29 protein-coding genes are annotated in these 24,471 nt (G+C 43.6%); 10 read left to right on the forward strand and 19 right to left on the reverse strand.

Going from position 1 to position 24,471, the window contains the following annotated elements:
- Window positions 1-41 precede the first annotated feature (41 nt).
- From ABLT31_RS10025 to ABLT31_RS10065, 9 genes are all read right to left on the reverse strand, one after another.
- The gene (locus tag ABLT31_RS10025) at window positions 42-803 is read right to left on the reverse strand and encodes a flagellar motor protein MotB (RefSeq protein WP_367751248.1); all 762 of its coding nucleotides are present in this window, start codon (window positions 801-803) and stop codon (window positions 42-44) included.
- The gene (locus ABLT31_RS10030) at window positions 775-1,602 is read right to left on the reverse strand and encodes a MotA/TolQ/ExbB proton channel family protein (protein WP_367751250.1); all 828 of its coding nucleotides are present in this window, start codon (window positions 1,600-1,602) and stop codon (window positions 775-777) included. The genes ABLT31_RS10025 and ABLT31_RS10030 overlap by 29 nt, the downstream gene beginning before the upstream one ends.
- 257 nt (window positions 1,603-1,859) lie before the next feature.
- A complete protein-coding gene (locus tag ABLT31_RS10035) occupies window positions 1,860-2,756 on the reverse strand; it encodes a hypothetical protein (protein WP_367751253.1) in 897 nt (298 codons plus the stop codon).
- Between the two features lie 137 nt (window positions 2,757-2,893).
- Window positions 2,894-3,604, reverse strand: coding sequence for a hypothetical protein (locus ABLT31_RS10040; protein ID WP_367751255.1), 711 nt, complete (start codon window positions 3,602-3,604; stop codon window positions 2,894-2,896).
- Window positions 3,605-3,901: 297 nt separating this feature from the next.
- Window positions 3,902-5,605 (reverse strand): acetate/propionate family kinase, encoded by a 1,704-nt coding sequence (locus tag ABLT31_RS10045; RefSeq protein WP_367751257.1) that lies wholly within the window; start codon window positions 5,603-5,605, stop codon window positions 3,902-3,904.
- A gap of 183 nt (window positions 5,606-5,788) precedes the next feature.
- Complete coding sequence (locus tag ABLT31_RS10050; RefSeq protein WP_367751259.1) at window positions 5,789-6,019, reverse strand: hypothetical protein; 231 nt, start codon at window positions 6,017-6,019, stop codon at window positions 5,789-5,791.
- An 86-nt stretch (window positions 6,020-6,105) separates the two neighbouring features.
- Entirely contained in the window at window positions 6,106-7,218 is a 1,113-nt protein-coding gene (locus ABLT31_RS10055; protein WP_367751261.1) for a hypothetical protein, read from the reverse strand.
- 44 nt (window positions 7,219-7,262) lie between these two features.
- Window positions 7,263-7,691 carry a YugN family protein gene (locus ABLT31_RS10060; RefSeq protein ID WP_367751263.1) on the reverse strand — a complete coding sequence of 143 codons (429 nt, stop codon included), beginning with the start codon at window positions 7,689-7,691 and terminating at the stop codon, window positions 7,263-7,265.
- A gap of 62 nt (window positions 7,692-7,753) precedes the next feature.
- Entirely contained in the window at window positions 7,754-8,440 is a 687-nt protein-coding gene (locus ABLT31_RS10065) for a TVP38/TMEM64 family protein (protein WP_367751265.1), read from the reverse strand.
- Window positions 8,441-8,528: 88 nt separating this feature from the next.
- Here ABLT31_RS10065 and ABLT31_RS10070 point away from each other — a divergent pair, with 88 nt between their 5' ends.
- The 6 genes from ABLT31_RS10070 to ABLT31_RS10095 all read left to right on the forward strand — a co-directional run bounded on the left by ABLT31_RS10070 (window position 8,529) and on the right by ABLT31_RS10095 (window position 14,006).
- Window positions 8,529-9,287 carry a YheC/YheD family protein gene (locus ABLT31_RS10070; protein ID WP_367751267.1) on the forward strand — a complete coding sequence of 253 codons (759 nt, stop codon included), beginning with the start codon at window positions 8,529-8,531 and terminating at the stop codon, window positions 9,285-9,287.
- Between the two features lie 86 nt (window positions 9,288-9,373).
- Window positions 9,374-10,483 (forward strand): S8 family peptidase, encoded by a 1,110-nt coding sequence (locus ABLT31_RS10075; RefSeq protein ID WP_367751269.1) that lies wholly within the window; start codon window positions 9,374-9,376, stop codon window positions 10,481-10,483.
- A gap of 187 nt (window positions 10,484-10,670) precedes the next feature.
- Complete coding sequence (gene liaF, locus ABLT31_RS10080; protein ID WP_367751271.1) at window positions 10,671-11,456, forward strand: cell wall-active antibiotics response protein LiaF; 786 nt, start codon at window positions 10,671-10,673, stop codon at window positions 11,454-11,456.
- Window positions 11,457-11,468: 12 nt separating this feature from the next.
- Window positions 11,469-12,617 (forward strand): HAMP domain-containing sensor histidine kinase, encoded by a 1,149-nt coding sequence (locus tag ABLT31_RS10085; RefSeq protein ID WP_367751273.1) that lies wholly within the window; start codon window positions 11,469-11,471, stop codon window positions 12,615-12,617.
- Window positions 12,583-13,227, forward strand: a complete 645-nt coding sequence (locus tag ABLT31_RS10090; RefSeq protein WP_367751275.1) for a response regulator transcription factor — start codon at window positions 12,583-12,585, stop codon at window positions 13,225-13,227. The genes ABLT31_RS10085 and ABLT31_RS10090 overlap by 35 nt, the downstream gene beginning before the upstream one ends.
- A 62-nt stretch (window positions 13,228-13,289) precedes the next feature.
- Window positions 13,290-14,006, forward strand: a complete 717-nt coding sequence (locus ABLT31_RS10095) for a CAP domain-containing protein (protein ID WP_367751277.1) — start codon at window positions 13,290-13,292, stop codon at window positions 14,004-14,006.
- A 94-nt stretch (window positions 14,007-14,100) separates the two neighbouring features.
- Here the strand turns inward: ABLT31_RS10095 and ABLT31_RS10100 are convergent, their stop codons facing one another.
- The 7 genes from ABLT31_RS10100 to ABLT31_RS10130 all read right to left on the reverse strand — a co-directional run bounded on the left by ABLT31_RS10100 (window position 14,101) and on the right by ABLT31_RS10130 (window position 19,508).
- Complete coding sequence (locus tag ABLT31_RS10100) at window positions 14,101-14,541, reverse strand: CHRD domain-containing protein (RefSeq protein ID WP_367751279.1); 441 nt, start codon at window positions 14,539-14,541, stop codon at window positions 14,101-14,103.
- 177 nt (window positions 14,542-14,718) lie between these two features.
- Complete coding sequence (locus ABLT31_RS10105; RefSeq protein WP_367751281.1) at window positions 14,719-15,066, reverse strand: DUF1360 domain-containing protein; 348 nt, start codon at window positions 15,064-15,066, stop codon at window positions 14,719-14,721.
- A 208-nt stretch (window positions 15,067-15,274) separates the two neighbouring features.
- Complete coding sequence (locus ABLT31_RS10110) at window positions 15,275-15,964, reverse strand: WbqC family protein (RefSeq protein ID WP_367751283.1); 690 nt, start codon at window positions 15,962-15,964, stop codon at window positions 15,275-15,277.
- Between the two features lie 12 nt (window positions 15,965-15,976).
- On the reverse strand, window positions 15,977-16,525 hold the full coding sequence (locus ABLT31_RS10115) for a GNAT family N-acetyltransferase (protein ID WP_367751285.1): 549 nt from the start codon (window positions 16,523-16,525) through the stop codon (window positions 15,977-15,979).
- Between the two features lie 41 nt (window positions 16,526-16,566).
- Window positions 16,567-17,247 carry a PIG-L deacetylase family protein gene (locus tag ABLT31_RS10120; protein ID WP_367751287.1) on the reverse strand — a complete coding sequence of 227 codons (681 nt, stop codon included), beginning with the start codon at window positions 17,245-17,247 and terminating at the stop codon, window positions 16,567-16,569.
- A 3-nt stretch (window positions 17,248-17,250) separates the two neighbouring features.
- The gene (locus tag ABLT31_RS10125; RefSeq protein ID WP_462976480.1) at window positions 17,251-18,402 is read right to left on the reverse strand and encodes a glycosyltransferase family 4 protein; all 1,152 of its coding nucleotides are present in this window, start codon (window positions 18,400-18,402) and stop codon (window positions 17,251-17,253) included.
- Between the two features lie 170 nt (window positions 18,403-18,572).
- Entirely contained in the window at window positions 18,573-19,508 is a 936-nt protein-coding gene (locus ABLT31_RS10130; protein ID WP_367751289.1) for an NAD-dependent epimerase/dehydratase family protein, read from the reverse strand.
- A 218-nt stretch (window positions 19,509-19,726) separates the two neighbouring features.
- Between ABLT31_RS10130 and ABLT31_RS10135 the strand changes: the two genes are divergently transcribed.
- The gene (locus ABLT31_RS10135) at window positions 19,727-20,215 is read left to right on the forward strand and encodes a glycosyltransferase family 2 protein (protein WP_367751291.1); all 489 of its coding nucleotides are present in this window, start codon (window positions 19,727-19,729) and stop codon (window positions 20,213-20,215) included.
- An 89-nt stretch (window positions 20,216-20,304) separates the two neighbouring features.
- On the opposite strand, the gene ABLT31_RS10140 is transcribed toward ABLT31_RS10135, so the two are convergent.
- Both ABLT31_RS10140 and ABLT31_RS10145 read right to left on the reverse strand, forming a co-directional pair.
- Window positions 20,305-20,451, reverse strand: a complete 147-nt coding sequence (locus ABLT31_RS10140) for a hypothetical protein (protein WP_367751293.1) — start codon at window positions 20,449-20,451, stop codon at window positions 20,305-20,307.
- Window positions 20,452-20,646: 195 nt separating this feature from the next.
- Window positions 20,647-21,531, reverse strand: a complete 885-nt coding sequence (locus ABLT31_RS10145) for a UDP-glucuronic acid decarboxylase family protein (protein ID WP_367751295.1) — start codon at window positions 21,529-21,531, stop codon at window positions 20,647-20,649.
- 1,052 nt (window positions 21,532-22,583) lie between these two features.
- Between ABLT31_RS10145 and ABLT31_RS10150 the strand changes: the two genes are divergently transcribed.
- Genes ABLT31_RS10150 through ABLT31_RS10160 form a run of 3 tightly spaced genes read left to right on the forward strand, consistent with a single transcriptional unit; the run spans window position 22,584 to window position 23,072 of the window.
- On the forward strand, window positions 22,584-22,742 hold the full coding sequence (locus ABLT31_RS10150) for a DegT/DnrJ/EryC1/StrS family aminotransferase (RefSeq protein WP_367751373.1): 159 nt from the start codon (window positions 22,584-22,586) through the stop codon (window positions 22,740-22,742).
- On the forward strand, window positions 22,684-22,815 hold the full coding sequence (locus ABLT31_RS10155) for a DegT/DnrJ/EryC1/StrS family aminotransferase (protein ID WP_367751375.1): 132 nt from the start codon (window positions 22,684-22,686) through the stop codon (window positions 22,813-22,815). Before ABLT31_RS10150 ends, ABLT31_RS10155 begins: the two co-directional genes overlap by 59 nt.
- 20 nt (window positions 22,816-22,835) lie before the next feature.
- Entirely contained in the window at window positions 22,836-23,072 is a 237-nt protein-coding gene (locus ABLT31_RS10160) for a hypothetical protein (RefSeq protein WP_367751297.1), read from the forward strand.
- Window positions 23,073-23,374: 302 nt separating this feature from the next.
- Here the strand turns inward: ABLT31_RS10160 and ABLT31_RS10165 are convergent, their stop codons facing one another.
- On the reverse strand, window positions 23,375-24,451 hold the full coding sequence (locus ABLT31_RS10165; protein ID WP_367751299.1) for a glycosyltransferase: 1,077 nt from the start codon (window positions 24,449-24,451) through the stop codon (window positions 23,375-23,377).
- Window positions 24,452-24,471: the final 20 nt, after the last annotated feature.

Consider the following 24,471-nt stretch of genomic DNA (forward strand, 5'->3'; position numbering starts at 1 on the left):
AGAGAGTGTCCATAAAAGCAAGCTTTAGGACACTCTCTTTTTTATTGTTCCAAACTAGCGATAGCTATGACCACCCGCCGATTTTTTTGTCTTCCTTCTGGAGTGCCATTGGATGTAATCGGTCTTGTATCCGCATACCCCATGGAAACGAAGCGATCTGGCTTTAGCCCATGCCTCTCAATGAAGAAGCGAACAACCCGGCTTGAGCGGGCAGCAGACAGCTCCCAATTGGAGGGGAAGACCAAGTTGGAAATCGGTTGATTGTCCGTATGCCCCTCTACAATAATCTCATTGGGAAGCGTTTGAAAGAGTTCGGCCAGTTTGCCAAGGAAAGGGATCCCGTTAGGGAGAATTTCTGCTTCCCCTGATCGGAACAGAAGCCCGTCCTGCAATACCAATTCAACTCCTAGCGGAGTTCTTGTCGCCTGCACTTTCATCTCCAGTTGATGTTCACGAAGAAACTCTTGCACTTTCTGGGTGATTTCATCCAGCTGCTCCTGGTTTCTTCTTTGAATCTCCTGGTCTGTTACCGATTTGGGCAGCCCGGTTTGATCGTTTGGATCATCTTTCACTTCTTCCCCTCGAACCATCTTCCCCTGAGTGTCGAATTCGATAATCGACTGATTATATTCGAACGGAGCATTATTCGTAAAGGATTCCAGGAAAGCCCGAAACTTTTTGGCGTCCAATTCAGAAAAGGCAAAGAGCAGCACGAAAAATACGAGAATTAGGGTCATCAAGTCAGAAAAAGTTGTCATCCACATGGGAGCGCCCTTAGGCGGTTCTTTCTTGTTTCGCCTCATTTCTCATCTCTCCTTTTTCCCCTTCAGCCTTCATTCTCGCTTGCGGAGGAAGATAAGAGGTCAGTTTTTCTTCCAATACCTTTGGGTTAATTCCTGAAGTAATCCCGATAATTCCTTCAATCATGATTTGCTTGACAAAAACCTCTTCTTCCGTATTTTGGGCTAGCTTATTGGCTATGGGGATAAAAATGAAGTTCGCTAAAACCGAACCATAGAACGTAGTAATCATGGCGACAGCCATACTGGGTCCAAGGCTGGACGGATCACTCAAATTTCGCAGCATGAGCACCAGTCCAATCAGCGTCCCGATCATCCCCCATGCCGGCGCCAGTTCCCCGGCCTTATCAAAGATGGCTCTTCCTCTTGCGTGGCGATCTTCTAAAGCCATAATCTCTGCATCCAAAATGTCTCGCAAAGCTTCTTGCTCTGTACCATCGACGGCAAGCGTAATCCCTTTCTTAATAAAATCATCCTGCATCTCTTCCAGTTGATCCTCTAAAGCCAGCAATCCTTCTCTTCTAGCCGTACCCGACAAGCGGACAAAATCGTCTACAAGCCTACGCAAGTCATACTCCCTTGAAGAAAAAACCTTCTTCGTAATAGGAAACATCTTTTTTATCCCTTCGATCCGAAAGGATATCAACATGGAACAAGCTGTTCCCCCGAAAACAATAAGTACGGAAGGAATATCAACAAATCCTGTCGCTCCCGCCAAACCGCCTGCGACTAAAATGGATGCTACTAGTATGACTGTTCCTGCGGCTAAGCCAGCAATGGTCCCTATATCTTTCTTTTGCATCTTTCTCTCTCCCTGTGGTGAGTTACCCTATCATCCTGACTTCTCCACGGGGCAAGCCCTGTGGGTTCTATGGGTCACATATTGCTTCTCACTATTCGTACATGGATAGGCGTTCTGTGGAACACTTAAACACTTTAGAGATAGGAACTCACAATAGGGGTGATACCCGACGAACAAGCGATCCACTGACCACATTAGCGTTCGTCTTCTCTCCAAAAAGAAGAAGGAAGCGAAGTCGAACTCCCCTGGATATCGAACTAAACTGCTTTTTTTCCCTTAAGTGAAGGAAACTTGATTCCACTATTCATGATGACCTTACGATGAAGGGTTATTTCTTCTATACATTGATCATGTTGAACGATAAAACGTTCAAAGAATTCATCACATCGTTGTTTGTTTGGTTTTTGCAGATCATCTTCTGCACAATACAGAAGAAATGCAGAATATAAATCCCGTTGTATTTTTACCCTATGGGGAAGGATATGCCATCGTTGAGATAAGGGTTTCTTGATTACTCCATCTAATACATGATCATACTGACTGGCTTTAAATGACCAGGTGTTTACCTCTTTTACGGTTCCGCCTGTTATCTCAAAACGGTATTTGGCTTGTTGGATGAAGTAGCCCGGACTTCGTTTGCCGATGCTTTTTCCAAAGCGCTTTCGCCGGTTATATTTGCCGGTCTTCTCGTCGATGGTGACTTCTTTTGCTTTCTTTTGAAGTCCCTGGATATTCATCGATTCGATCAGCAATTCATCACCCATCGCACGCAATCGGTTAACCTCTTCGTTATGAGCGTACTTGCGGCTTTCGGCTGCCTTCCGGTGTAATTCTCGAAGTTGGGATTTGGCTTTTCGATGCCGTTTGGAAAGTCTCCATTCCTTCTTTCCTTTTTTCACCGTACCATCTGGATTGTAAGAATTGGGATTGGTTGCTCGAAGAGAACGGTCTAAATACCGTTGCAGAAGGTAAATCTTGTGCTCGTAGGAAAAGGTGTTTTCTGAACGCTCAGCAAGATTCTTCAAGATGACCTGTTCTTTCGTTACAATGGCAACCGACTGGGTTCCAATGTCACAGGCCGTTCGACCTGATCCATAGGTATGACGGAAAGAGCCGTCTTTTTTTCGTTTGGCAACAGGCAATCCTTCCAACACGACTTGGATAAAATATCGGGTTTTCCTGCGAATGACCTTGCGGACGATTCGATTATTCCGTATCCGATAAGTGGAAAGAAGAGGTTGACCTAACCGATACCGCTCTACATTTTGTTGAACAAGTTGTTCTCCGTGCTTTAGTAGTTAACAATATGGGAGAGGGTTTCCTGAATAAATAGATCCTCCCTTTTCACCAAAAGGGGGAATTTCATCCCGTTAAAACTCACAAAGAAGGCATTTTCTTTTTCATCGTATTTGAGAATAATGCACCTTTCCGCTTGTTTGCCTTGAAACGTAATAAAATCGGACCTCTTGTAGAAGTAAGGTTTCTCTGCGTTTCGAAAAAGCAACCCTTCTATCGAGTTCCAAGCCATTTCACAAACCGTCCATACCGTTACCGCATCAGGCAGGGTATATTTAGTTTTTCGCAGATATTCTCCGTATTTTCGTGCGTATTCGAATGTGACCTCATACTGATTTCGTAATTCCTCCAACTTTTGCTGTAGCTTCTTTTTCTCTTTCTCCAGCTGTTTGATCTCCTGATCTGACCTGGCTTTTTCGATCCGTTCATAGAGTAAGCGATACTGTTTTACGGTCCGCTTATATTCCTTCGTCCGGGTCATTTGTTTGTAATTTTTCAATAATTTCCCGTGAACCGTATTGCGAATGACACGCAAATGCTCACCGATCCGCTGCATTTTCCAATCTTGAGAGGGGGATACAATCAACTCGATTTCTACCACATGAACAGGAGAATCATCACGCATGATTTTTACCTGCTTTTCATACTCGTTTTTCGGTTTCCGTTGGCGGGTTTTTGTTTCTTTGATGGATATCTTCTTTGCCATGACCATTCTCCTTTCCACGTTTTTGGTAAAACACACAGGTAATTTATTACTAAGTTACCATAAAAGAACGTATGTTTCTACCAAAAAGAAAGAGATTGGTCGCTCCATCAAGCAGCCTGATGGCTGCCTTGGAGCGAAGCTGATTCATCCCAAGGGCAAGCCTATTGGGTTTTCTCAGCTGAAAAGTCTATAACATAATCATATCTATTAAATCGGCGGAAATCGACATTTTCTTTAATATTATTTCTGGGAAAATAGAATAAAAAAGGTTCCCTTAACGGAAACCCCACACTTAACCTATATAATGAGCTGATAAGCATCTCTTGCCATAATTAATTCCTCATTAGTCGGAATGACGAGAACTTTGACCGGTGAGAATTTAGTGCTGATAAAGCGCTCCCCGCGTTTATTAAAATTCGCTTCGTGATCAAGGTAAACGCCTGCATGCTCCAAGCCCGTACAGACCATTTCGCGAATTTCAGGACTATTCTCCCCAATGCCAGCTGTAAAAATGATCCCATCTACACCATTTAGCCGAGCTAAATACAAGCCGATATAAGTATGTAGCTTCGTTGAAAAAATATCAATGGCTAATCGACAGCGTTCATTCCCTTCGGCTGCCCCCTTAAGCACTTCACGGATATCATTCGACACACCAGAAATGCCAAGAAGGCCGCTTCGCTTGTTTAAAACCTCTATTGCCCCGTGAACGTCCGTTTGTTCGATCTCTGCCAAATAGGGGACAATCCCGGGATCGATATTCCCGCTCCTTGTTCCCATACTCACCCCGGCCAAAGGCGTCATCCCCATAGAGGTATCATACGATTTTCCATAGCGAAGGGCTGTAACCGATACCCCATTGCCAATATGGCAGCTGATCAACCGGAGCTTTTCCTTTGGAATTTCCATCATCTCCTCAGCTCGCTCCATCACATACCGATGACTTGATCCATGAAAACCGTATTTGCGGATTTTATGGTCCAGATAATACTCGTAAGGAATCGGGTAAATATAGGAAGATGGAGGCATGGTCTGATGGAACGCCGTATCAAAGACCGCCACCTGAGGCAAACCCGGGAACAGTTTTTCTGCCCACTCGATTCCCAGCAAATTGACCGGATTATGCAGAGGGGCTAATGGAGACAGCTTTCGGATAATTTCTTTGGTTTCTTCTGTAATAAGAACGGATTGATCAAAATCTTCACCGCCATGAACCACCCGATGGGCGATCGCATCGATCTGATAAGGCTTCATTTGTTCAGAGATGGCTTGAATGTGGTGACCATAGGCGTCCTCTGTCACTTTCTCGATCACGCCAGATTCGAGGATGGTCTTGCTTGGCATCTCATACAATTTATACTTAATCGAGGAGCTGCCGCAATTGAACAGAAGAATCGTTTTAGGACTCATGACCCGTACCTCGCGATAGGCATCTAGCTCAATAATTTCAACAAGGTCGCCATTTTTTAAATTGGCTGCATTTCCCTCATCCGTATCAACATGAAACTCTAAAGAATAGTTGGGGCTTACGCGACAGAGAACATTTTCTAGAATGACAGAGCGTTCCCCTCTGGTTTTCACACTTACAATATCTTTATCCTTCACCCCGATTCTGCCGGCATCCTCTTCATCCATATGAATATGGCGGACAGGGAGAATGACGCCTTCTTCTAGCTCCACTCTTCCTTTCGTTCCTTCAATAATAATGCCTGGGGTATTTTTTAAGTCTCCGGAATCCCGCACAGGCGGCTTGACTCCCAATACAAAGCTGTCCGTCTTTGATATCTCGAGCTGCGATTGCTTCCTTTCCGGCCCTAATATCCGAACGTGGTGAATCTTACCCTTAGGGCCTTCAATCGTCACGGTCTCTTCGCAAGCATATTGACCAGGTTGCTTTAAGTCCTTCATCTTTTTCAGCTGATACCCTTTTCCGAACAGAATATCTACATGTTCTCTTGTCAGATGGATATGTCGATTGGAAATTCCAACGGGTACTTTCATTTGATCCCTCCGGGCGCCACGCTTTAATTAGGTTTATATGACTTAGGATGTACATTTAGGCTGAAATTACGACAAGAATACTTGGCAAACGCAAAGCTTTGGTTTTATTAATTCCCAATAGGAAAAATGGGATATTTTCACATATTGAGAAATCTCTCGAATCATGTGAAAATATCCCATTCATTATTGGCTGGTATCCTCTAATTTATCTTTTAGAGTCTGATAGAATAGAAAGATCATTTCTGTGGCGATAATGAGAGGAATGATGACGACCATCATCGTCACAAGAATATTGTCCACATCACCCAGCCAGTTCGTAATGTTTAGATTTCGGTACAGATAGAAGAGAAACAAACCTGTGAAAAGGGCAAACAATCCTTTCTGGACATGGATTTTAGCCTGAGGGTTTTCCATAATGTCTCTTTCCCCCTTCTATTTTTCCTGCTTAGTTTTTAAGACGAAAGAGGAAAGAAAATGGTTTCACCTTTTGGATATTTTTCTTAAAATTGTTCAGCTAAGGAACTTAATTCTAGCTTCCACCGATCGAGTAAGCTCCCCCTAGTTACGTGAAAACTCATGGTTTTGCGCTGATCTTTTTGCAGCTTTCTCTTCAGGTTCACAACGGCGGTCACCTGCTTGGATAACAGTTCAGTCCCATCAGTTTGCTGTCCAAGCGAGTCAATCCTCATGCCTTCCACATCATCAAGCTCTGCCAATAATTGCTGAACCTTTTGTTCCTCATATTGATGAAGCAACAACTGAATAACACTTTCATCTTGCTCATTCACGGCCGTGATAAACAAGGAAACCAATTCTTCAGGCTTCCCGTGAACGATTCGATCGTGGAGAGTTCCCGAGGCTTTGCTGATCATGAGATCATGGCCCGGATCCGGAACATCCCGACGGTGCGTCGTGCTGTCTTTAAAGTGGATGCAAAAATGTCCAGGAAAGTTATTCCAGGTAATGGCCCCGCCTCCATGCGGCATACCATGCATCGAAGCTGCGAGGGTCTTCCCTTCCGTCCGAACAAGGATGGCCCTTCTCTTCCAGCTCCACTTCCCGTTGTATATCTTCTTCATGATCTCTGTATCTTCAGCTGAAATTGGCTGAACATCGGCATGCTGGCTTCCTGCCCGCCGCTGGACGGTAAAACGCAGGCCAGTTTCAACATCAATCACTTCTGCATACCCTTTCCGAGGGAGAAGACGCGCCGCGTCCTGCCAAGTCACCGATTGGCCAAAGTGATGCTTTCTCAGCATAGCAATATAGAATCGAATCTTTGCTTTCGTTTCTGGTGAGAGCCATATCTTTTTTCCCTCTTTTAATTCAAAAAGGTTATAGGAATAGCTAACCATAAATACTTTTGCTTCTTTTCCCTTCTTCACTTCCAGAAAGGCATAAGGAAGCTCTGGTCCCCGTTCTACGGGGATTTCCTTTCCTTTTAGAATTTCACGAACTAAGGTTTTGTTCTGGATATGAAGCCGGCTTTCAAAAGAAGCATAGGGAGAAGATTTCACGATGAAGGTCACTTCATCTCGACCTGATCCCCTCGCTTCCGCTGATAGCGGCAACAGGAGGATAAGAATAAGTAAAGAAACATAAGCACGCCACATTTGAGTCAATATCCTCCCTACAAAAAGTGTACCTGGGGATTATTCTAATGAACGAATGGCAAAATTCTCGACAGAGCAGCCCTTGCCTCTTCGACTCTCTGTTCCACATCGTGGATATCCCCATCCACCTCAGCAGGCGTCTGAAACTGGTTGACCAGGGTGTTCAATTGTCCAGGCAGCTGATCAACAAGAGGGATAGAGTCACTGAAATTTCGCGTATGAACAACGTGGCGCAGCAAGAAGGGCTGCTGGAACCTTAAACGAGCATTCCCGTCATCCAACTCCCCATCCACCACTTGTACCGGGACACGCAAGTAAATGGTTTCACCGCCGTCACGTTCCAGCGCTGTATCGAAGTATCCGCTATCGTACTCCCAATTCCCGCCTAACACAAAGCCCTCCTTTGCGAAAGGGTCCTCAATTTCACCGTATCTAGCCTCTTTCCCTTCAATTTCAGAGGGGACAGTAATCATATGCTTTCTCTCCTTTCCCTAAAAAGCGTTCTTGAAAGATAGTTTTCCCATGGCGTGAAATTTCATGAAAGCTTAATTTTTTTCTTCACGACCCTTATGCCAATGGCCAGGATCAGACCGAAGCCTACAACTGCCAATAAAATTCTGGTTTTATTCTCGGAAAAATAAATCAAATCATTTCCAATCACGGATTGAAGGAAGATTGCCGGCATTTTTCCAATGGCCGTTGCAGCAATGTAAGCTTGAGCCTCCACTTGCGAAAGACCCGAGGCCAAATTTAAAGCGACCGGAGGGACCACCGGGAATATTCTTAGGGTTAAGATGGACTTAAACCCATTTTTCTTTAGAAACTCATTGAGTTTCATCAGCTTTGGATACTGATCTACCTTCCGTTGTGCCCAATCTCTTCCTGTCGTTCTTGCCAGGTAAAACATCAGAATGGATGCTGCCACTGCGCTGATCCAATTAATGAAAAAGCCTCCGACCAAGCCAAAGACTAAGACATTGGCAGCCACAAGCACAAGAAAAGGAATCACTGGCAAAAAAGTTTGAAGCATTATTAATCCTCCGCCGATCAGGACAGCTCCCAGCCCCAATTCCCGCAGCCAATCGGCTATGGAATGAATATCGACCCCTGATAGAAACTCTCGCAACGGACTTATATAGAACACCACTCCGGCTCCTAGCATTAGGATTAGAATGATCCAGCCTTTTTTCATTGCTCCGCCCATTTTTATCACCTCGCTCACTTAGTTTGTCAGTCCTGGGCATCCAACCATTCCACTTTTTCCAGAAAGACATACGATAAAATATACCAAATCCTAGGAGAGGATATCTGTGTATAAACGTAGATATCAATACGTCGTAAGCAAATGGACTAAAACTCAATTACTAATGGAAAACGAAGTGATTCGGAGCTATATACCAGAGACCAGGCTCCTGACCCGGCAGAACCTGCTTCAGATGCTCTCAGATTACCCCGTTTTGTATATCAAGCCGGATAATGGAATGAAAGGAAAAGGAATTATTCGTCTCGATCAAGGGGAGGGCTATTACTGGCTGCACACGGGGGAGTGGGTTAAGCCCTGCGAAACTATAAAAGAAGTTATTCAATATTTAAAGAGAATGACAAAACATAATAAATATCTGATTCAAAGAGGGATCCCATTGATTACCCTTGATGATATGCCCATAGATTTTCGAGTTTTGCTCCAAAAACCGCAAGATGACTGGGTTTATTCCGGAATTGTCGGAAAGCTGGGAGAAAAACACAGTATTACAACCAATTTGGCTTGTGGCGGAAAAGCCATTCCCTTTCGCCTAGCCATGGCGGATACATTAGGGCTCGCTTATGAAGAAATCAGAGATTTAAGGGATGAACTGCGTGATCTTAGTTTTCTCATTGCAGATGAATTAACTTTTACCTATCCCGGCCTCCGCGAGCTCGGTATTGATTATGCGGTTGATACCGATGGGCAGGCCTGGATCCTCGAGGTTAATACCACGCCAGGGCACCGCTTATTCAAGGGATTGCCCAATGATAAAATATATAAAAGAATTATCCGCAATATCAAAATGATTGATACTAATACTTGATTTCCCTTTTTTTAGGGTTTTTAACCAATTTCTCCTGATTACATAAGATGATTATGGAATAATCAGGAGAGAAGGCGATTGCCCCAATGAAACATAAAGATCACCTTTGCGTGATGTATGCCAATGAAAACGATTTGCTCCATTTTTACTCCAACCTTCCCGCCATGGCCAAGCAACGAATTAAGCTTTATCCCAAATGGAATGCCCTATCCCTTCACAATCAGGATTATGAGATTCTGAAAAATCGAATGTCGGTACAAGGTGAAGCTGAAACGAAAGGTCTGGTTATCGAGAAAAATATCCTTTATAAGCTTCACTACTCCGATACTTATACCGAAAAACAAGTCATGCCTTGGGGAATCAGCCGAGTCGAGGCTCCTCCCGTTTGGTCCGCTACTGAGGGCGAAGGGGTCAAGGTGGGCATTATCGACACAGGGATAAATGGGCGACACCCTGATCTTAGGGATAATGTCAAAGGCGGCATCAACACCGTCGATTCCTCTAGCCCTTTTGTGGATAGAAATGGACATGGAACTCATGTTGCAGGGACCGTTGCTGCAGTGAATAATCAGATTGGCGTGGTCGGGGTGAGTCCCAAAGCCCAGCTTTATGCCCTCAAGGCCTTTGATGACGAGGGAAGCGCCACGCTAACCGATATTGCTCAGGCCATCGACTGGGCCATCGACAATAATATCCGCATCTTGAATATGAGCTTTGGGTCACGTCAAACCAGTCAGGTTCTCCACCATGCGATAAAAGCCGCTTTTAAAAAAGGCGTGATCATGATTGCTTCCGCAGGAAACAGCTCAGAATCGCTCGACTATCCGGCCCGTCACCCCGAAGTTCTGGCCATCGGCGCGGTTGATAAACGAGGAAAGGTCCCACCCTTCAGCAACTTCGGGAGTACCCTGAACTATGTGGCACCAGGTGTCGACATCCTGTCCACTTGGCCCCAATCGCCCTATTACAACACCCTTTCCGGCACTTCCATGGCCACCCCTCATGTGTCCGGTATCGTTGCCCTCCTGCTCTCGAAGGCACCACAGCTCACCCCTTCCCAGGTCAAACGAATTTTAGACCGCTCGGCCCAGAAGCTGCCGCGCATTACTACCCGAAAACAAGGGCGAGGTTTTGTGAAAGCTAAGCGAGCCCTCCTTGCATTAAACCGATTAACCAAGAAAGCATCTCCGTCTTAGGGCGGAGATGTTTTCCGTTTTCAGGCAGTAGGAGCTTAGAATGAACATCCTTATAATAAGGCTAGGTATACCTTCATTGAGGGAAGCATGCGGCTGTGATATATTGAACATAGCCATAGCTTGACCTTCTTGCTATGGTTTTCCTGTGCATAACCATTACTTCCCCAAAGCGGAGGTGAATCAACCGATGAACCGATCAAGCACCACGAGATACTTTCTTGGACTTATCATTATCTTTACCGGAATCGGAATTTTATTTAATACGCTTGGCATCATGCACTTTCACCCCGGGAAACTGTTCCCTTTTCTTGTCCTTTACTTTGCGGTCCGCCTGCTCGAACGCGGCAAGAGAATCTTCGGGGGAATCCTGCTCCTGTTTGGCGTGCTTTTTTTCCTGGATGCCTGGCTATCCATTCGAGTGGGCGATATTATTGGCTTCGTTATCTCCATCGCGATCATGTACTGGGGCTGGCAGTTCATCCGTTCCAAGAAGAAAGAAATCGAGCCGCCGCCTGCCTCCATTCCCCATGCAACAACGCAGACACACATTGAAACAGACCCTGTTCCCCCCCATCAGAGCGGTTCCGATTACACCATGGGCTTCCCTAAAGTGAAGCAATCCCTGATCGGGAACCTTTTCTTGACAGGAAATCGCTGGGAATTGAAGGATATGAACATCTGGCATGGGATCGGAGAAGTAAAAATTGATCTTTCCCGGGCCCTCATCCATCATGGGGAAACGGTTGTCATGCTCAATGGATGGATCGGTGACATCGATATTTATGTACCGTATGATCTTGAAATCTCATTCATTGCCCAGGTGAATGTAGGAGATATTGATGTGTTTGGAAATAAGCAAGGCGGCCTAAACCGATCTGTATCTTTAACCACCTCGAATTACCAAAATGCCGAAAAGCGTGTTCGCATTATCGTCAACCTTCTCGTCGGCGATATCGATATCACCTACGTGTAGGAGGCTGTAAACGTGCCAGGTAGAACATTGACAAATATCCAGTGGCAGTTTATGCGGCATGCGATGTGGGGGGCATTAGGGGCGGTGACGCTGGGAGGCGGGCTGTTTGCCCTGGCTTGGCATCAGACCGCGCAGTTCGATTCCCTGCAGATATGGCTTAATGAAACATGGGGGTCGACGATTCCCCCTTTCCCTGGCTTTATCGCTATCAGTACCATGATGTTTTTATTATGGCTGGCAGCCCTTGCTCTGGGGACCAGCTTTGGGTATATCTACGGGAACTTATTGAAAAAACGTCTTGAAATCCTTCTCCAGTCTGCCATGCAGCTGGAACGCGGAAATCTCGCTGTTCGCATTCCCGACCTCGGAAACGATGAGATTGGCCAGCTGGCCAGGCAACTCAATGAAATGACGATTCGCTTCCAGCAGCAAGTGGCTTCCCTGCAGCGATTGTCTGCCCATAACGCGGAGTTGACTGACCAAGTCAAGCAAGCGGCTATTGTAGAAGAGCGACAAAGGCTGGCCCGTGAACTTCACGATGCGGTCAGCCAGCAGCTGTTTGCCATCTCCATGACGATGGCTGCCCTTAAACGGACTCTCCTGCAACATCCGGAAAAAGCGAGCAGACAAGCCGAGTTGATTGAAGAAATGGCCTCCGCCGCCCAATCGGAGATGAGAGCCCTCCTTCTGCACCTTCGTCCCGCCCACCTCGAAGGAAAAATGCTCCGACAGGGTATTGAGGATCTATTGCATGAGCTTCAAGCGAAACACGCCTTAGCCTTTCACTGGTCACTGGATGACCTGCCGCCGCTGCCCAAAGGAATAGAGGACCATCTCTTCCGCATCCTGCAGGAAGCCTTATCCAATACGCTCCGGCACGCTAAAGCCACACGCGTGGAGGTAAAATTGGCCATGATTCCCAATAACGTCCGATTGAAAATTACCGATGATGGGATCGGCTTTTCCTTGGAAGATAGCCGCAAAGCCTCCTCTTACGGCATGGCGCTGATGCAGGAACGCGTCGCCGAGATCGGAGGCGTACTGACCGTCTCGTCCGCTCCCGGCCAAGGAACGCTGATCGAGGTAACCATTCCGATTATTGCAAAAAGAGGAGGCGAAGCAAGCCATGAGCAAGACAATCAAGGTGCTGCTGGTCGATGATCATGAAATGGTGCGAATGGGACTCGCAGCGTATTTATCCACCGAAGAAGACATTGAGATTGTGGGAGAGGCCTCAAACGGCCAAGAAGGGGTCAAGCTGGCTGAACAGACTAAGCCGGACGTGATTTTGATGGACCTCGTGATGGACGGGATGGATGGCATTGAAGCCACGAAGCAAATCCGAAGCGTTTATCCGGAAGGAAAAGTCATTGTCCTGACAAGCTTCATTGATGATGAAAAAGTTTATCCCGTCATTGAAGCAGGAGCCTTTAGCTACCTCTTGAAGACTGCCCGTGCCCCGGAAATTGTCCGGGCCATCCGCCAGGCGAATCAGGGCCTGCCCGTACTGGAGTCTCAAGTCGCAGGCAAGATTATGAATCGTTTCCGCCAAGGGGAAAGCAAATCCCTTCCCCACGACCAATTGACCGTACGCGAGCTGGAAGTTCTTGGACTAATTGGAGAAGGAAAGTCCAATCAGGAGATTGCCGAACAATTATTTATTGGAATTAAAACCGTAAAAACCCATGTTAGCAATATTTTGAGCAAACTGGGCGTTGAAGATCGTACCCAAGTCGCGATTTATGCCCACCGGCAGGGGCTTTGCAAGTAACCTTTACCACTGAATGAACCCGTGCCCTTGATGACACCCTAATGGCAGGAGGTGCATCAAGAATGAAGCTCAAACGATTAATTATACCCACCCTCTTGCTTAGCTTAGCCATAAGCGGCTGCGGCCTGAACTCCCAAGGAGCCCTTCCGGCCGAGAAGCCGCCGGTGAATGTACAAAACACAGGAAAAAGCGCGGTAAGGATTCAAAATGCCCAATATCCTTCCGGCGGCAATGCCGGCCAAGCCAACCAGTGGCAATGGCAGATCATCCCGCTGCAGCCGAATCAGCAGCAAACCATTCCTTGGCAGCCTGCTCCTGGACAAGGGAGAGAAACGCCTCCCCCTCACCCGGCACAGCAGCAGCCAGCACAAAATAACGCACCAAACACTGCTGTCACCTTATCTAACGACGAACAGCAGATGCTTAATCTCGTAAACCAGGAACGCCAGCAGAACGGCTTAAGCCCGTTGAAAGCAAATCCGGAGCTGACCCGTTTGGCACGAACCAAATCCCAGGATATGATTAATGGTAATTACTTTTCCCACCAATCCCCTACATACGGATCTCCGTTCGACATGATCCGAAATGCAGGGGTAAGCTTTACCACGGCTGGAGAAAATATCGCTGGAAATCAAACCGTAGAAGGAGCTCATAGAGCCCTGATGAATTCTCCTGGTCACCGCGCCAATATTTTAAGCAATCAATACGATCAGGTAGGAATCGGAATTGTTCCTGGCGGACCGTATGGCAATATGTTCACGCAGATGTTTATTAAGTAGTAGGACATTTAGGGATGAAAAAACCGCCAGTGGATGGCGGTTTTTTCAAGAGAATGATGAGCAGCTGCACCAGCTACTTAAGAAGTTAATGCCCTCAGCCACAAACGTGGCCTCCGCCATGTTTGCGGCGGCGTCCATGGCGTATCTGTCCGCGAACTTCTCCTTCCGGATTTTGCACCGTATGGACGTTCACATACGTGTTCCCAATACTCATTTCATGCAACAAGGTAGATAAAGAGTGTCCAGCTAAGGGCCCTACCAAATCTGCCGCTCTAATAATCCCTCGGACCACCCCACGGCGGGCCGATACTCCCCTTCGGACAGGACCAAACAAGAACGCCACAACATCACCATTTTCACCTCTTCTCCCCAGATGAATATGGGCTTCAGTTGCCTTCCGGATATTATCCACTACCAGCGTGAAATGCAGCCTGCTTCCATCCTCGCTCAAGCGAAAATGAGTCATACCTGTCGCATTGGTTACCACAGGAGGCACCTCTTCCGAACCTCTCAAACGCGCAACAAAAGTCCGCAAATTCCTTCCTCCTCTCCTATCATTGATATACTCTATTCTTCTTGGAAGAAAAAGGATTGGAGGTTTGCCTAATTTTGATAGAGTTGGTTTAAGCTATCGCTTGTCCAATACCTTAAGAAAAAAAAGTGTTGAGAAAGCTTGGATTTCCTACACTTCCGACAAGTCTAATGAAATTTACTACACTCTAGAGGCAATGATTGCCGCTCCACCGGCTACAGCCAATATAAATAAAACCGGCAGTGATAATGGTACAAGCCAATATAGCAACACAACTGCCGTTGTAGACCAGATGCCCATACACCAATGGCAGCTGATCAGGGACCCGATCACGTAACGTAGACCAGATCCTTTGATATCCACATTTCGCATCATGTGACCATGTTCATCTGTTTCATAACGTTCTTCTAGGAAGGGAGCACGCAGAAAAGCTGTGATTTCATCGTAGACAATGAGATGAGTGAGGCGAAAACTGGCGAGGATTAAGATGAACAGATGAAGCCAAGAGATATCCCAAAGAAGTTCCATGGCGAAGACCTCCTATTTCGTTGGTTTGGAGCAGGATTTGCAGGATGAAGAGTTAGCTTTTTTCGGAGCTTTGGTATCCATCCACTTTTTTACACTTGAGGATCTTGAGCATTTGCAGACGGGGGATTTTTTATTCACAGGCACTTACCTCCGATTTGAAATTTTTCACCTGATAATAAGGTATGGAGGTGGTGGGAAGAGGGTGTATCTAGATTTTCTGGTTCAAATAATCTCGGCTGGCTATTCCGCAATTGAACAAGAGATCAATAGACGATAATTGAGGCACAAATTCCTTACTGTGCAATTGAGGATACACGGGATGGTTAAACTGATGATATAAAACACTTATATTATTCTTTCGGAATAATGCTTCATCAAGATAAGCCTTACCCGAGGGTCCTGACAAATAGATATCCGCTCCGGTTTCCTTACAGATATTAAGAAGCAATTCCGATTTGTTCCCGGTGACATGAAGATCGGAGGCTTTTATGATTGTTGTGTTAATCCCAAGTGCATGGGATATATAATCTATTATCGCTATATTCAATTCAGCGAGGTAACCGCTATTCCTTTCAAGAATTCTTTTTATCGACTTATAATGTTCTTTAAAATGCGGGTGCTGATAGTAGGCATAGTAAAGTGTTTTTAGGTACTTTTTCATGATTCGACTATCCTGACTATTGCGGATGTCTTTAATTAGCTTAGAAGCACTAAGTCTAGGCAGAACTGGCAAGGTCAAGTAGGTGATCCCGTTTGAAGTTAGTATGCGATTCCGGTTCTGAAAGTAGTTTTTCCTGTAATCCACATTATCCAGAAGCACCATACAATCCGCATGCTTCATTTTTTGGAAGAACCCTAACCAAGGCAGATGTTCCGGTTGGTGAATAGTAACGATCATACAGCTCCACCCTTATTTTTTTAAGTAAACGAGTACATAGCGAATGCTATCCTCATCCATAAAATGGTCATCAAAGATTTTCATGCTTGTTTTCCCTCTTACTTGGAAATAGCGTTCTAAAAACGGGCCATCAGCTATATTGACACCGAGGTGGTGGGCCAATGGCAAAGATGCCCGATGATCCGTTCTGATGATTGCCGTTCCCCATTTGAGTTGATTATTGCTAAGCCAATTCTCGTATACTTTTGCTAAAAGCATCTTACCAATCTCCCTTCCCGCATAATTTGGGTGTACAGCCAAGCGATGCAGGTGACAGGTATCGGGTAACGGAATCGAACAGATCACAAAGCCGACTAGTCTATTCTTAGCTACCACACCATAACTCACTTCAAATTTTCCTGGTAAGTCAGATAAAAAATGAGATTGATCCCACATTTCATTGGAAAATTTATTTCCCCATTTTTGATGGGATTGTTCTTCTACTTCAAGGAGATCAGGCAAATATTGTTTGAACCTATCTTGATTCAATTTAATAAGTGATAGGCCATTATTTTCAGACATTCTCTATTCACTTCCTCTTATAAGGATGAGCACTTGGCTTATTAAATCATTGATCGAATAATATAAAATTTCTCAGCGAATGGAACTCCTGCTTCCATACCGCGGAATTGGGCCAACAGTTTCACATTTTGCTCCGAAATCAAATCACGGCTTTCACGAAGCTGTGATGCATGTTTTCGCAAGGCCTCGATCTTCTTATCAATGGAATCACTGATATCAAGATACAATTCCCCTATGCTGATAAACCTTGGGTGTTTCCATACTATTAAGGGATACTCAAACATGGCAATCAATTTCAGCTCCAAGCCCGGCTTTGGTCTCATCGCTGCCATGCATGCCTCGTATAACTGTTGGTGGTCCTGATGAAATCCCGGCAAGGGAATAAAAACCATCGTAGGGTGAAAGGTTCTGATGATGCCATCTATTTTGGATATGATTTCCCGCTTGGGAACCGTATCCAGCCAGGACTCTTTATCGTCATACAGCACTTGAACGTCATTGCATCCCAAATATTTCACAGCCTTAACTAGCTCTTTCTTGCGTGTATCCGCGGATATAGTCTGTCCTGCATGGTACATATACGTGTTCCCTACGGCTCCAACCACCACTTTAACGCTGTTCCCCAAACGCGATGCTTTTTCTATCAGACCTGCACATCCCAATACTTCATCGTCTGCGTGAGGCGCAATAATTAATACTCGTTCCTTGCCTAATGAAAGCATCCATCATCTCTCCTCTCCTTTAATCGCAGTTTCATAAATAGCTAGTACTTGTTTCGTCATTTTGTCTAGTGACAGATGTTCCCTCCCCCAAGATGCTGCTTTTTTAGCTAATCGACTTTGGAGTTTTTGGTCTTTCAGTATTTTGTTGATTTTTTTGTATAGTTCTTCGCTGTCTCCCGGCGAGCTAAGCAATCCATTCTTTCCATGTTGAATCATTTCAGTTATCCCTCCCACATTGGAAGCTATGATTGCCTTTCCGGCAACCTGTGCTTCCATAAGTGAATAAGGATAATTTTCCTGAAGGCTTGGCAGTACAAATATATCTGATTCGTTTAGGAGGGAAGGTACATCTTGGCGCCTTCCTAGAAACTTGACACCCTTTCGCAGCTTCAATTGTTTGCATTGTTTTTTTAATGATTTTTCATTTTTTCCACGGCCTACGATCCAGCACTCCCAATCGCTTCGCTTTTCTTTCAGTTTCGCCAGGGCCTCCAAGAGGCATTGCTGCCCCTTGACTTGCTCCAAGCGCCCCGTGCATAATATTACTTTTTTCGAAGATGGCTTCTTAATGTCAGATTTTTTCTTCATTTCTTCTAAAAATGACTTTACATCAAGTCCATTATGAATGACTGACATTTTATCGGTAGATATGTTACAAAGTTGGAATAGATTTTTCTGCCATTTTGAAGGTATGATGGTGTGCTTGCTTTTCTGTATAACTTGAGATTCAACCGAGGAGATGAAATTGAAACCCGGAGTTCCTTGCTTTATTCTGCCGAGATAGAGCCACTCTGCAGTTACGCAGCCATGAAGAGTCAATACGAGGGGAACTTGTTTGAATTTAAGCGATTGTACCGCATATGCGGAAGCAATATCTTGTGCGTGAATGAGATCGTATTCATCGGCACCGATGTACTTTAATATAGCAGTTAAAATATCAATTCGTTCTTGCAAAGTCGTTATATATGGGTCCAGCTCGGGATCCTCTATAAAGGCAAGTTTTTCATTCATTATTTTTCTATCTTTCTTGATTTGCTTTTTGTTTACATATTGACCTCTAGTGTAAATGCCATAGTCTCCAGATTTATTACGTGCAAAAATATCAACCTGATGGCCAGCATTTTCTAGTCCTTGCTTGAGTTCCTTCATATACATTCCTAATCCTCCCATGGGAGGATAGGAAAAAATGGTGATCAATAGAATTCTCAAATCCTTCCCTTCTTTCCGACTAGCAAAACTTAATAGGATATTTTATGTAGCAAGTCGCTTATTTGAAAGGTACAAGGAACTAGGTAAAGAAAGAAGATAGAATCGTTCTGTTTGACTTAAGAATTTTTATCCGAAATTGCCTTATAATATTCAATTGTTCTCATAATACCTTCATCTAACCCAATTGTAGGATTCCAAGCCAAAACCTGCTTGGCTAGGTCAAAATTTAAGCTGCTGTGCTCTATATCCCCCATCCTTTTGTTACGATAAATCGGTCGCAAAGACGAGCTCAGCTGTCCGGAAATAATGTCGCATAGAGTTTTCACACTTGTCTGCTGGTTTCTTCCAATATTAAAAACTTGATTATCCCCTCTGCCAAGTGCAAGAATATTTGCCGCAGCCACGTCTTTCACATATACAAAGTCACGGGTCTGTTTGCCGTCCCCGTATATAACAGGACAGTTCCGTCTAAGCATTTCTTGAATCAAGATGGAAACTACTCCCCCTTCCCCTTGTAAAGATTGCCTCGGACCATAGACATTGGCATATCTAAATATTGTATAGGGCAGTCCGAACAGCTCCCTAAACAATTGTATATATCTCTCTGATGCCCATTTCGATATCCCATAAAAGGACATCGGATTCGGAGGTGTACTCTCCTCGATTGACATCTCTCCTTGATCTCCATATACAGCACAGGAAGACGAGAAAATGAATTTTTGAACCTTATAGCGAACCGATAAGGATAATAATCTGATGGTTGCAAGTATATTAATCTCAGCATCCTCGAAAGGATTATTTAGTGAACGGGACACTTGTATTTGTGCTGCATGATGAATCACCAGATCAGGCCGTTCTGAACGAAATACTTCTTCTATTTCACTTGAGGCAACATCGACTTGATAGAATTTTACAGAAGAAGGAACATTAGTGCGAACACCTGATGATAGATTATCAATGACGATTGGAATGTAGCCCTTGTCGAGTAAAAGATCTACAATATGTGAACCGATAAAACCTGCTCCACCTGTAATTAAAACTTTTTTTACCATACCATTCCCCCCATTTAAAAATTTTCAGGCACATTACTATGTTATTAAGAAATAATAGAAAGGAATGGTCTATGGTTTAGTATTAAAAACACATTTCAGTCCCATTTGATAGTTAGGGCTGGCAAAAGGCAAGAAAACTCCTGCTTTCACTTTTACATCCTTTTGAATACATTATCTTTAAAAGAATATCGATTGAAACAATTAAGGGGGAAGTCCAAATGCAACCTGAGGTTTCTGTCGTTATGGCTGTCTTTAACGGAGAGGATTATCTGCAGGAAGCTGTAAACAGCATCTTAAAACAAACCTACCGAAATTTTGAATTTATTATTATAAATGACGGTTCTCATTATCATACAAAAGAAATTCTTGATAGAATACCAGACCCTAGAGTAAAAACCTACCATTTCCGTAAAAATCGCGGTGTGTCCTTTGGGCGAAATTTTGGGATACAGAAAGCAATAGGGAGATGGATCGTCCTTCAAGACGATGATGATATAAGTCATCCAACGAGAATAGAACAGCAATTGAGGTATATAAAATCCAATCCAGGGTTAGTTGCTGCAGGTTGCCTGGTACAGTTTATTGAAGGAAAAACACCTGTAGGCGAAGAGTTCTTAAAAAGACATGAAAGGAAAATAGACCAATTTCGAACAAGAAAACTGATTAATATTAGAAGATTTTATGGTCCTCCATTCTGCTTTTCCTAAGAAACGAATTGCCCACTTGCTTAAAACAAAAAAGTGTAGAGAAAGGCTTGGTTTCCCCACACTCCACAACAACCCAATTTCCAATTAGGTTACACTCTATAGGCAATAATCGCCTCTCCGTCCGCTACAGAAAAAAAAACAAAACCAGCCATAATAACAGTACAAGCCAATAGAGCAAAACGACAGCTGATCACGTAACTCAAACCAGATCCTTTAATATGAACGGTTCTCATCATATGTCCATGTTTATCCGTTTATATTTTCTAAAGAGTATAAATTCATTCACCAACCCATCTAGCAATTTTTATTGACCACCTTCTGCTCCCCAATAGGTCATAGCAAAACCCATGGAACAAGATGGTGTTCCATTCGTATATTTGCTTATGTCAACAATCTAAGAAAATAGTTAATGGTTTCTTTTAAACCGTCTTCTAATTTGACCTTTGGCTTCCAACCCAGTTTTGATATCGCGAGTGAATATCAGGTTGCCTTTGCTTTGGATCATCCTGCGGAAGCAATCGAAAAGCTATTTTTGACTTCGATCCCGTCAAACGAAGTACCATTTCTGCAAGCTCTAAAATAGATATTTTAGCAGGATTCCCCAGATTTAAAGGACCCATAAATCCTTTTTCTTGTTCCATCATGAGGCTTATTCCCTCAATAAGATCATCAATATAGCAAAATGACCGAGTCTGTGCACCATCACCGTAAATCGTAAGTTCTTCACCTTTTAAAGCTTGAACAATAAAGTTACTTACAACCCTACCGTCATCCGGACTCATGTTCGGACCATAAGTGTTGAAAATTCTGATTACCTTTACATCTAGGTTATATTTGCGGTAATAATCGTAACACAGAGTCTCCGCACATCTTTTTCCTTCATCATAACAACTGCGCTCTCCAATCGGATTAACATTCCCCCAATAATTCTCTTTTTGTGGATTTACAAGGGGGTCACCGTAAATTTCTGAAGTAGAGGCATGCAATAATTTGGCGTTTAATTCCTTCGCCAAATCTAAAACATTGATGGTTCCCAGGACACTTGTCTTTATTGTTTTAATTGGGTTCTGTTGGTAATGCACAGGACTTGCCGGGCAAGCCAAATTATAGATTTCATTCACTTCAAAACACATAGGCCTTACCACGTCATGCCGCACTAATTCAAATCGTGGATTATTTAGCAAATTAAATACGTTTTTCTTTGACGCTGTTAGGTAGTTATCCAAACAAATTACTTCAAAACCTTCCTCTAGCTTTTTCTGACACAGATGGGAGCCAATAAAACCGGCACCTCCTGTAATTAGAACACGCTTCATGGGCAATATTTTTCACCTCTTGATACAAATGGGATGGAATGTTATAATTAAATTTTAGATTTATAAGTAAAGCAAGAATATTCATCATCCGTCCTATAGCAAATTCATAAATTCAATGGAGATCAATTTATCTTAATCATAAGGTATGTCTTAGAGGCAATTTGAGAAACGGCTACTAACATGATTATCTGAAAAAATCTAGTAAATTACACGTAGATAGAGTGCATTTACTCGAATTAAGAGTTAGGCCATGATAAAAAGACTTATGCCTCTCAAGGTATTTTTCCAACGTATAAGGAAGATTTAATGAACCAATTTCTGCTAATCTATCTTGAAGTTGGTCTGAGGCTAATACCTAATCGCCAATATATGTTGATTGAATGTATGAATATTTACTCATTTTATGGCAGTATCTGAACTTAAAAGACGCTGGTGAGTTGTATCTTGATATAAGCGAAACCATTGATAAAAAATAGAGGCTTTACACAAACACAAATCACAACTAAAGGAAACCCAGCATCTTATTCAAGATTTGGGCTGCTAAAAGTGAGGATGAAATCAGTGTAGATTTTGCTAAAAATATCACTTACTTAGAGCGATGTTCAAAATGGAAGAGTGCCTAGATGTTGTTTTTAACGATAGACATAATCGAAGGAGACGATTTTCTTCGTCTCCTTCGTTGAGATTTTATTTATGGAGCGGAATACCCATTGTCTCGGAACCGAGAAGCTAGACGGTATCAACGAAGTATTTCAGAGAGCATGGCTGGGCATCGGTCCGAAAGTCAGATAATTTGGAAAATCATGGAATAATTACATCGGTTGCAAAGTTTCAGTTGGAGTTATTGCTTGTACGGCAGCATTGCATTTAGCTCTGGCAGCGTTTAATTTTCCCAGAGGAAAAAAGTGCTGGTGCCGGTCGTGACTTTGCGGCTACGGCTATGGCTATTCTATACAACAACCTGGAGCGATATTTATCGACATTGATGAAGCTACTCTCGGCATCAGTTTCAGAAATTTGGAAAAAAATATGATCATGATTGTGTAGCTGTTATCCCGGTTCATATGGAAGGATATCCGGTAGCAATGGATCAGCTCGTTTTCTGGGCAAAAACACATAACGTAAAAGTAATCGAAGACTCGGCGCCATGGGATAGGCGGAAAATACAAAGGGAAAACTATTGGGCTGGATATCGGGTGTTTCAGTTTTGAGGATAAAAAAAGCATGACTACGGGGGACGGCGGCATAATATCCCCGATGACGAAGATCAGCTCAAACCACTAAGGCATACGGCCTAGGTAGGAATGAATAAAGACGGTGACTGGCAGCGGTTAAAAGAGAATGACTGTGAACACGGTATCGCAGTAAACCATTGGTATTATGAAATCAATGATGTAGGATTCAAATACGACCGGGTCCATTATATGCTGTTGACTATGCATCCTATATTCTCCAAAAACGTGAACGAGACACCTGTAGCCTATGGGATATGGAAAGAATTTGTTAAACTGCCACTCTATCCAAGCAAGCTTATCCTTTGAAGAAGTGGATTATATTGTGGAATGTATACATCGATTTTCAAACATTTAAAATTAGTGCCAGTATCGATGTCCCAATCTTTTCTGTCCACCACTATTGCTTTCATTAAAGGTGCTATATAGTTTAGGAGATTCAAGTAATAACCTGTTGGCTTCTTGCTTACAATCGTTCACATTGTCTGTCATCCAATATAAATACTCCCTTATGTATTTTCGAAATATACATAAATTGGAGTTCTTGCTATCCCTATAAATTTAAAAATTCCAGTGGCTCAGATTGCTATACCAGTGTTATATTGCAATAACTATCTAGCAGTCCCATTAATCAACCGATCGTAGAGTCCTTTTAACTCCTCTGCACTTTTCTTGGCATCAAAATGCTCCGTCACCCTAATCCTCCCCTCACTGCCAAACTCGGTCCATCTTTTAGGCTGATTCATTAAGTCCAATAACTTTTGAGCTAGTTCCTTGATATTCCCTTCCTCCGCAAGAAAACCACTTCGACCATCTAATACGGCTTCAGGAATTCCGCTGTGTCTTGTAGATATAACGGGTAACCCGGTAGCCTGAGCCTCCAATATAGATACAGGAAGACCTTCCATGTCACCCTTTCTGCCCGTTATACTTGCAAGACAAAAAATGTGGGCTTTTTGTAACTCTGACAAAACTGCAGGAGGTCTGACACTTCCCAAGAAACTTACTCTATCCTGTAGGCCATGCCTTAAAGTTAAGTTGATCAAATAATTTTTTAATTTCCCATCACCTATGATAGTCAAGTGGAATGGCGGGACGCTATCTCGAATGTAAGAAAGTGCTTCTATAAGATGGTGATGACCTTTTTTCTCTACCAGCCTCCCGACTGAAATAAGCCGGATAACATCACCATCTAACGTCCTCGGCTGAAAAGGGAAAAGCTTCAAGTCAATACCTAATCGACAAACAACCAGCTTATTCGCCGGGCACCCAAGAAATAAGAGTTCTTTCAAAATCGCTTCGGAAGGGACAGCAAACAAATCTCCGTTTTCAAATAATAATTTGTAATTCCGCCGATTCTTTGCCTTCAATCTTGGAACCTTTGTAGCGTCATAACCGTGTATAAAAGTCAACATGGGGATTTTTAGCAGCATTTTAGCTTCCAGAACATTTATAGCGTTCGGAGCAAAATGGGCATGTATCAAATCAACCTGATTTTCTTTTAATATATGGATTAGATCTGTCTTTTCCTTATACAAGACTAGCCCATCAATCGGAAAAACTTTTTTATTTAAACGTTTTTTCGCGAAAATCGCATGTCTATACCAGGAATTATCTAAGATTTGACGATAAACAAAAGTTTGAGAAATTTTAAGAAAGGTCTTCGAAATGTGCCCAATCGTTTTCATGGTGGTTTCATCCCCCTTCT

It is taken from the genome of Ammoniphilus soli (assembly GCF_040813775.1).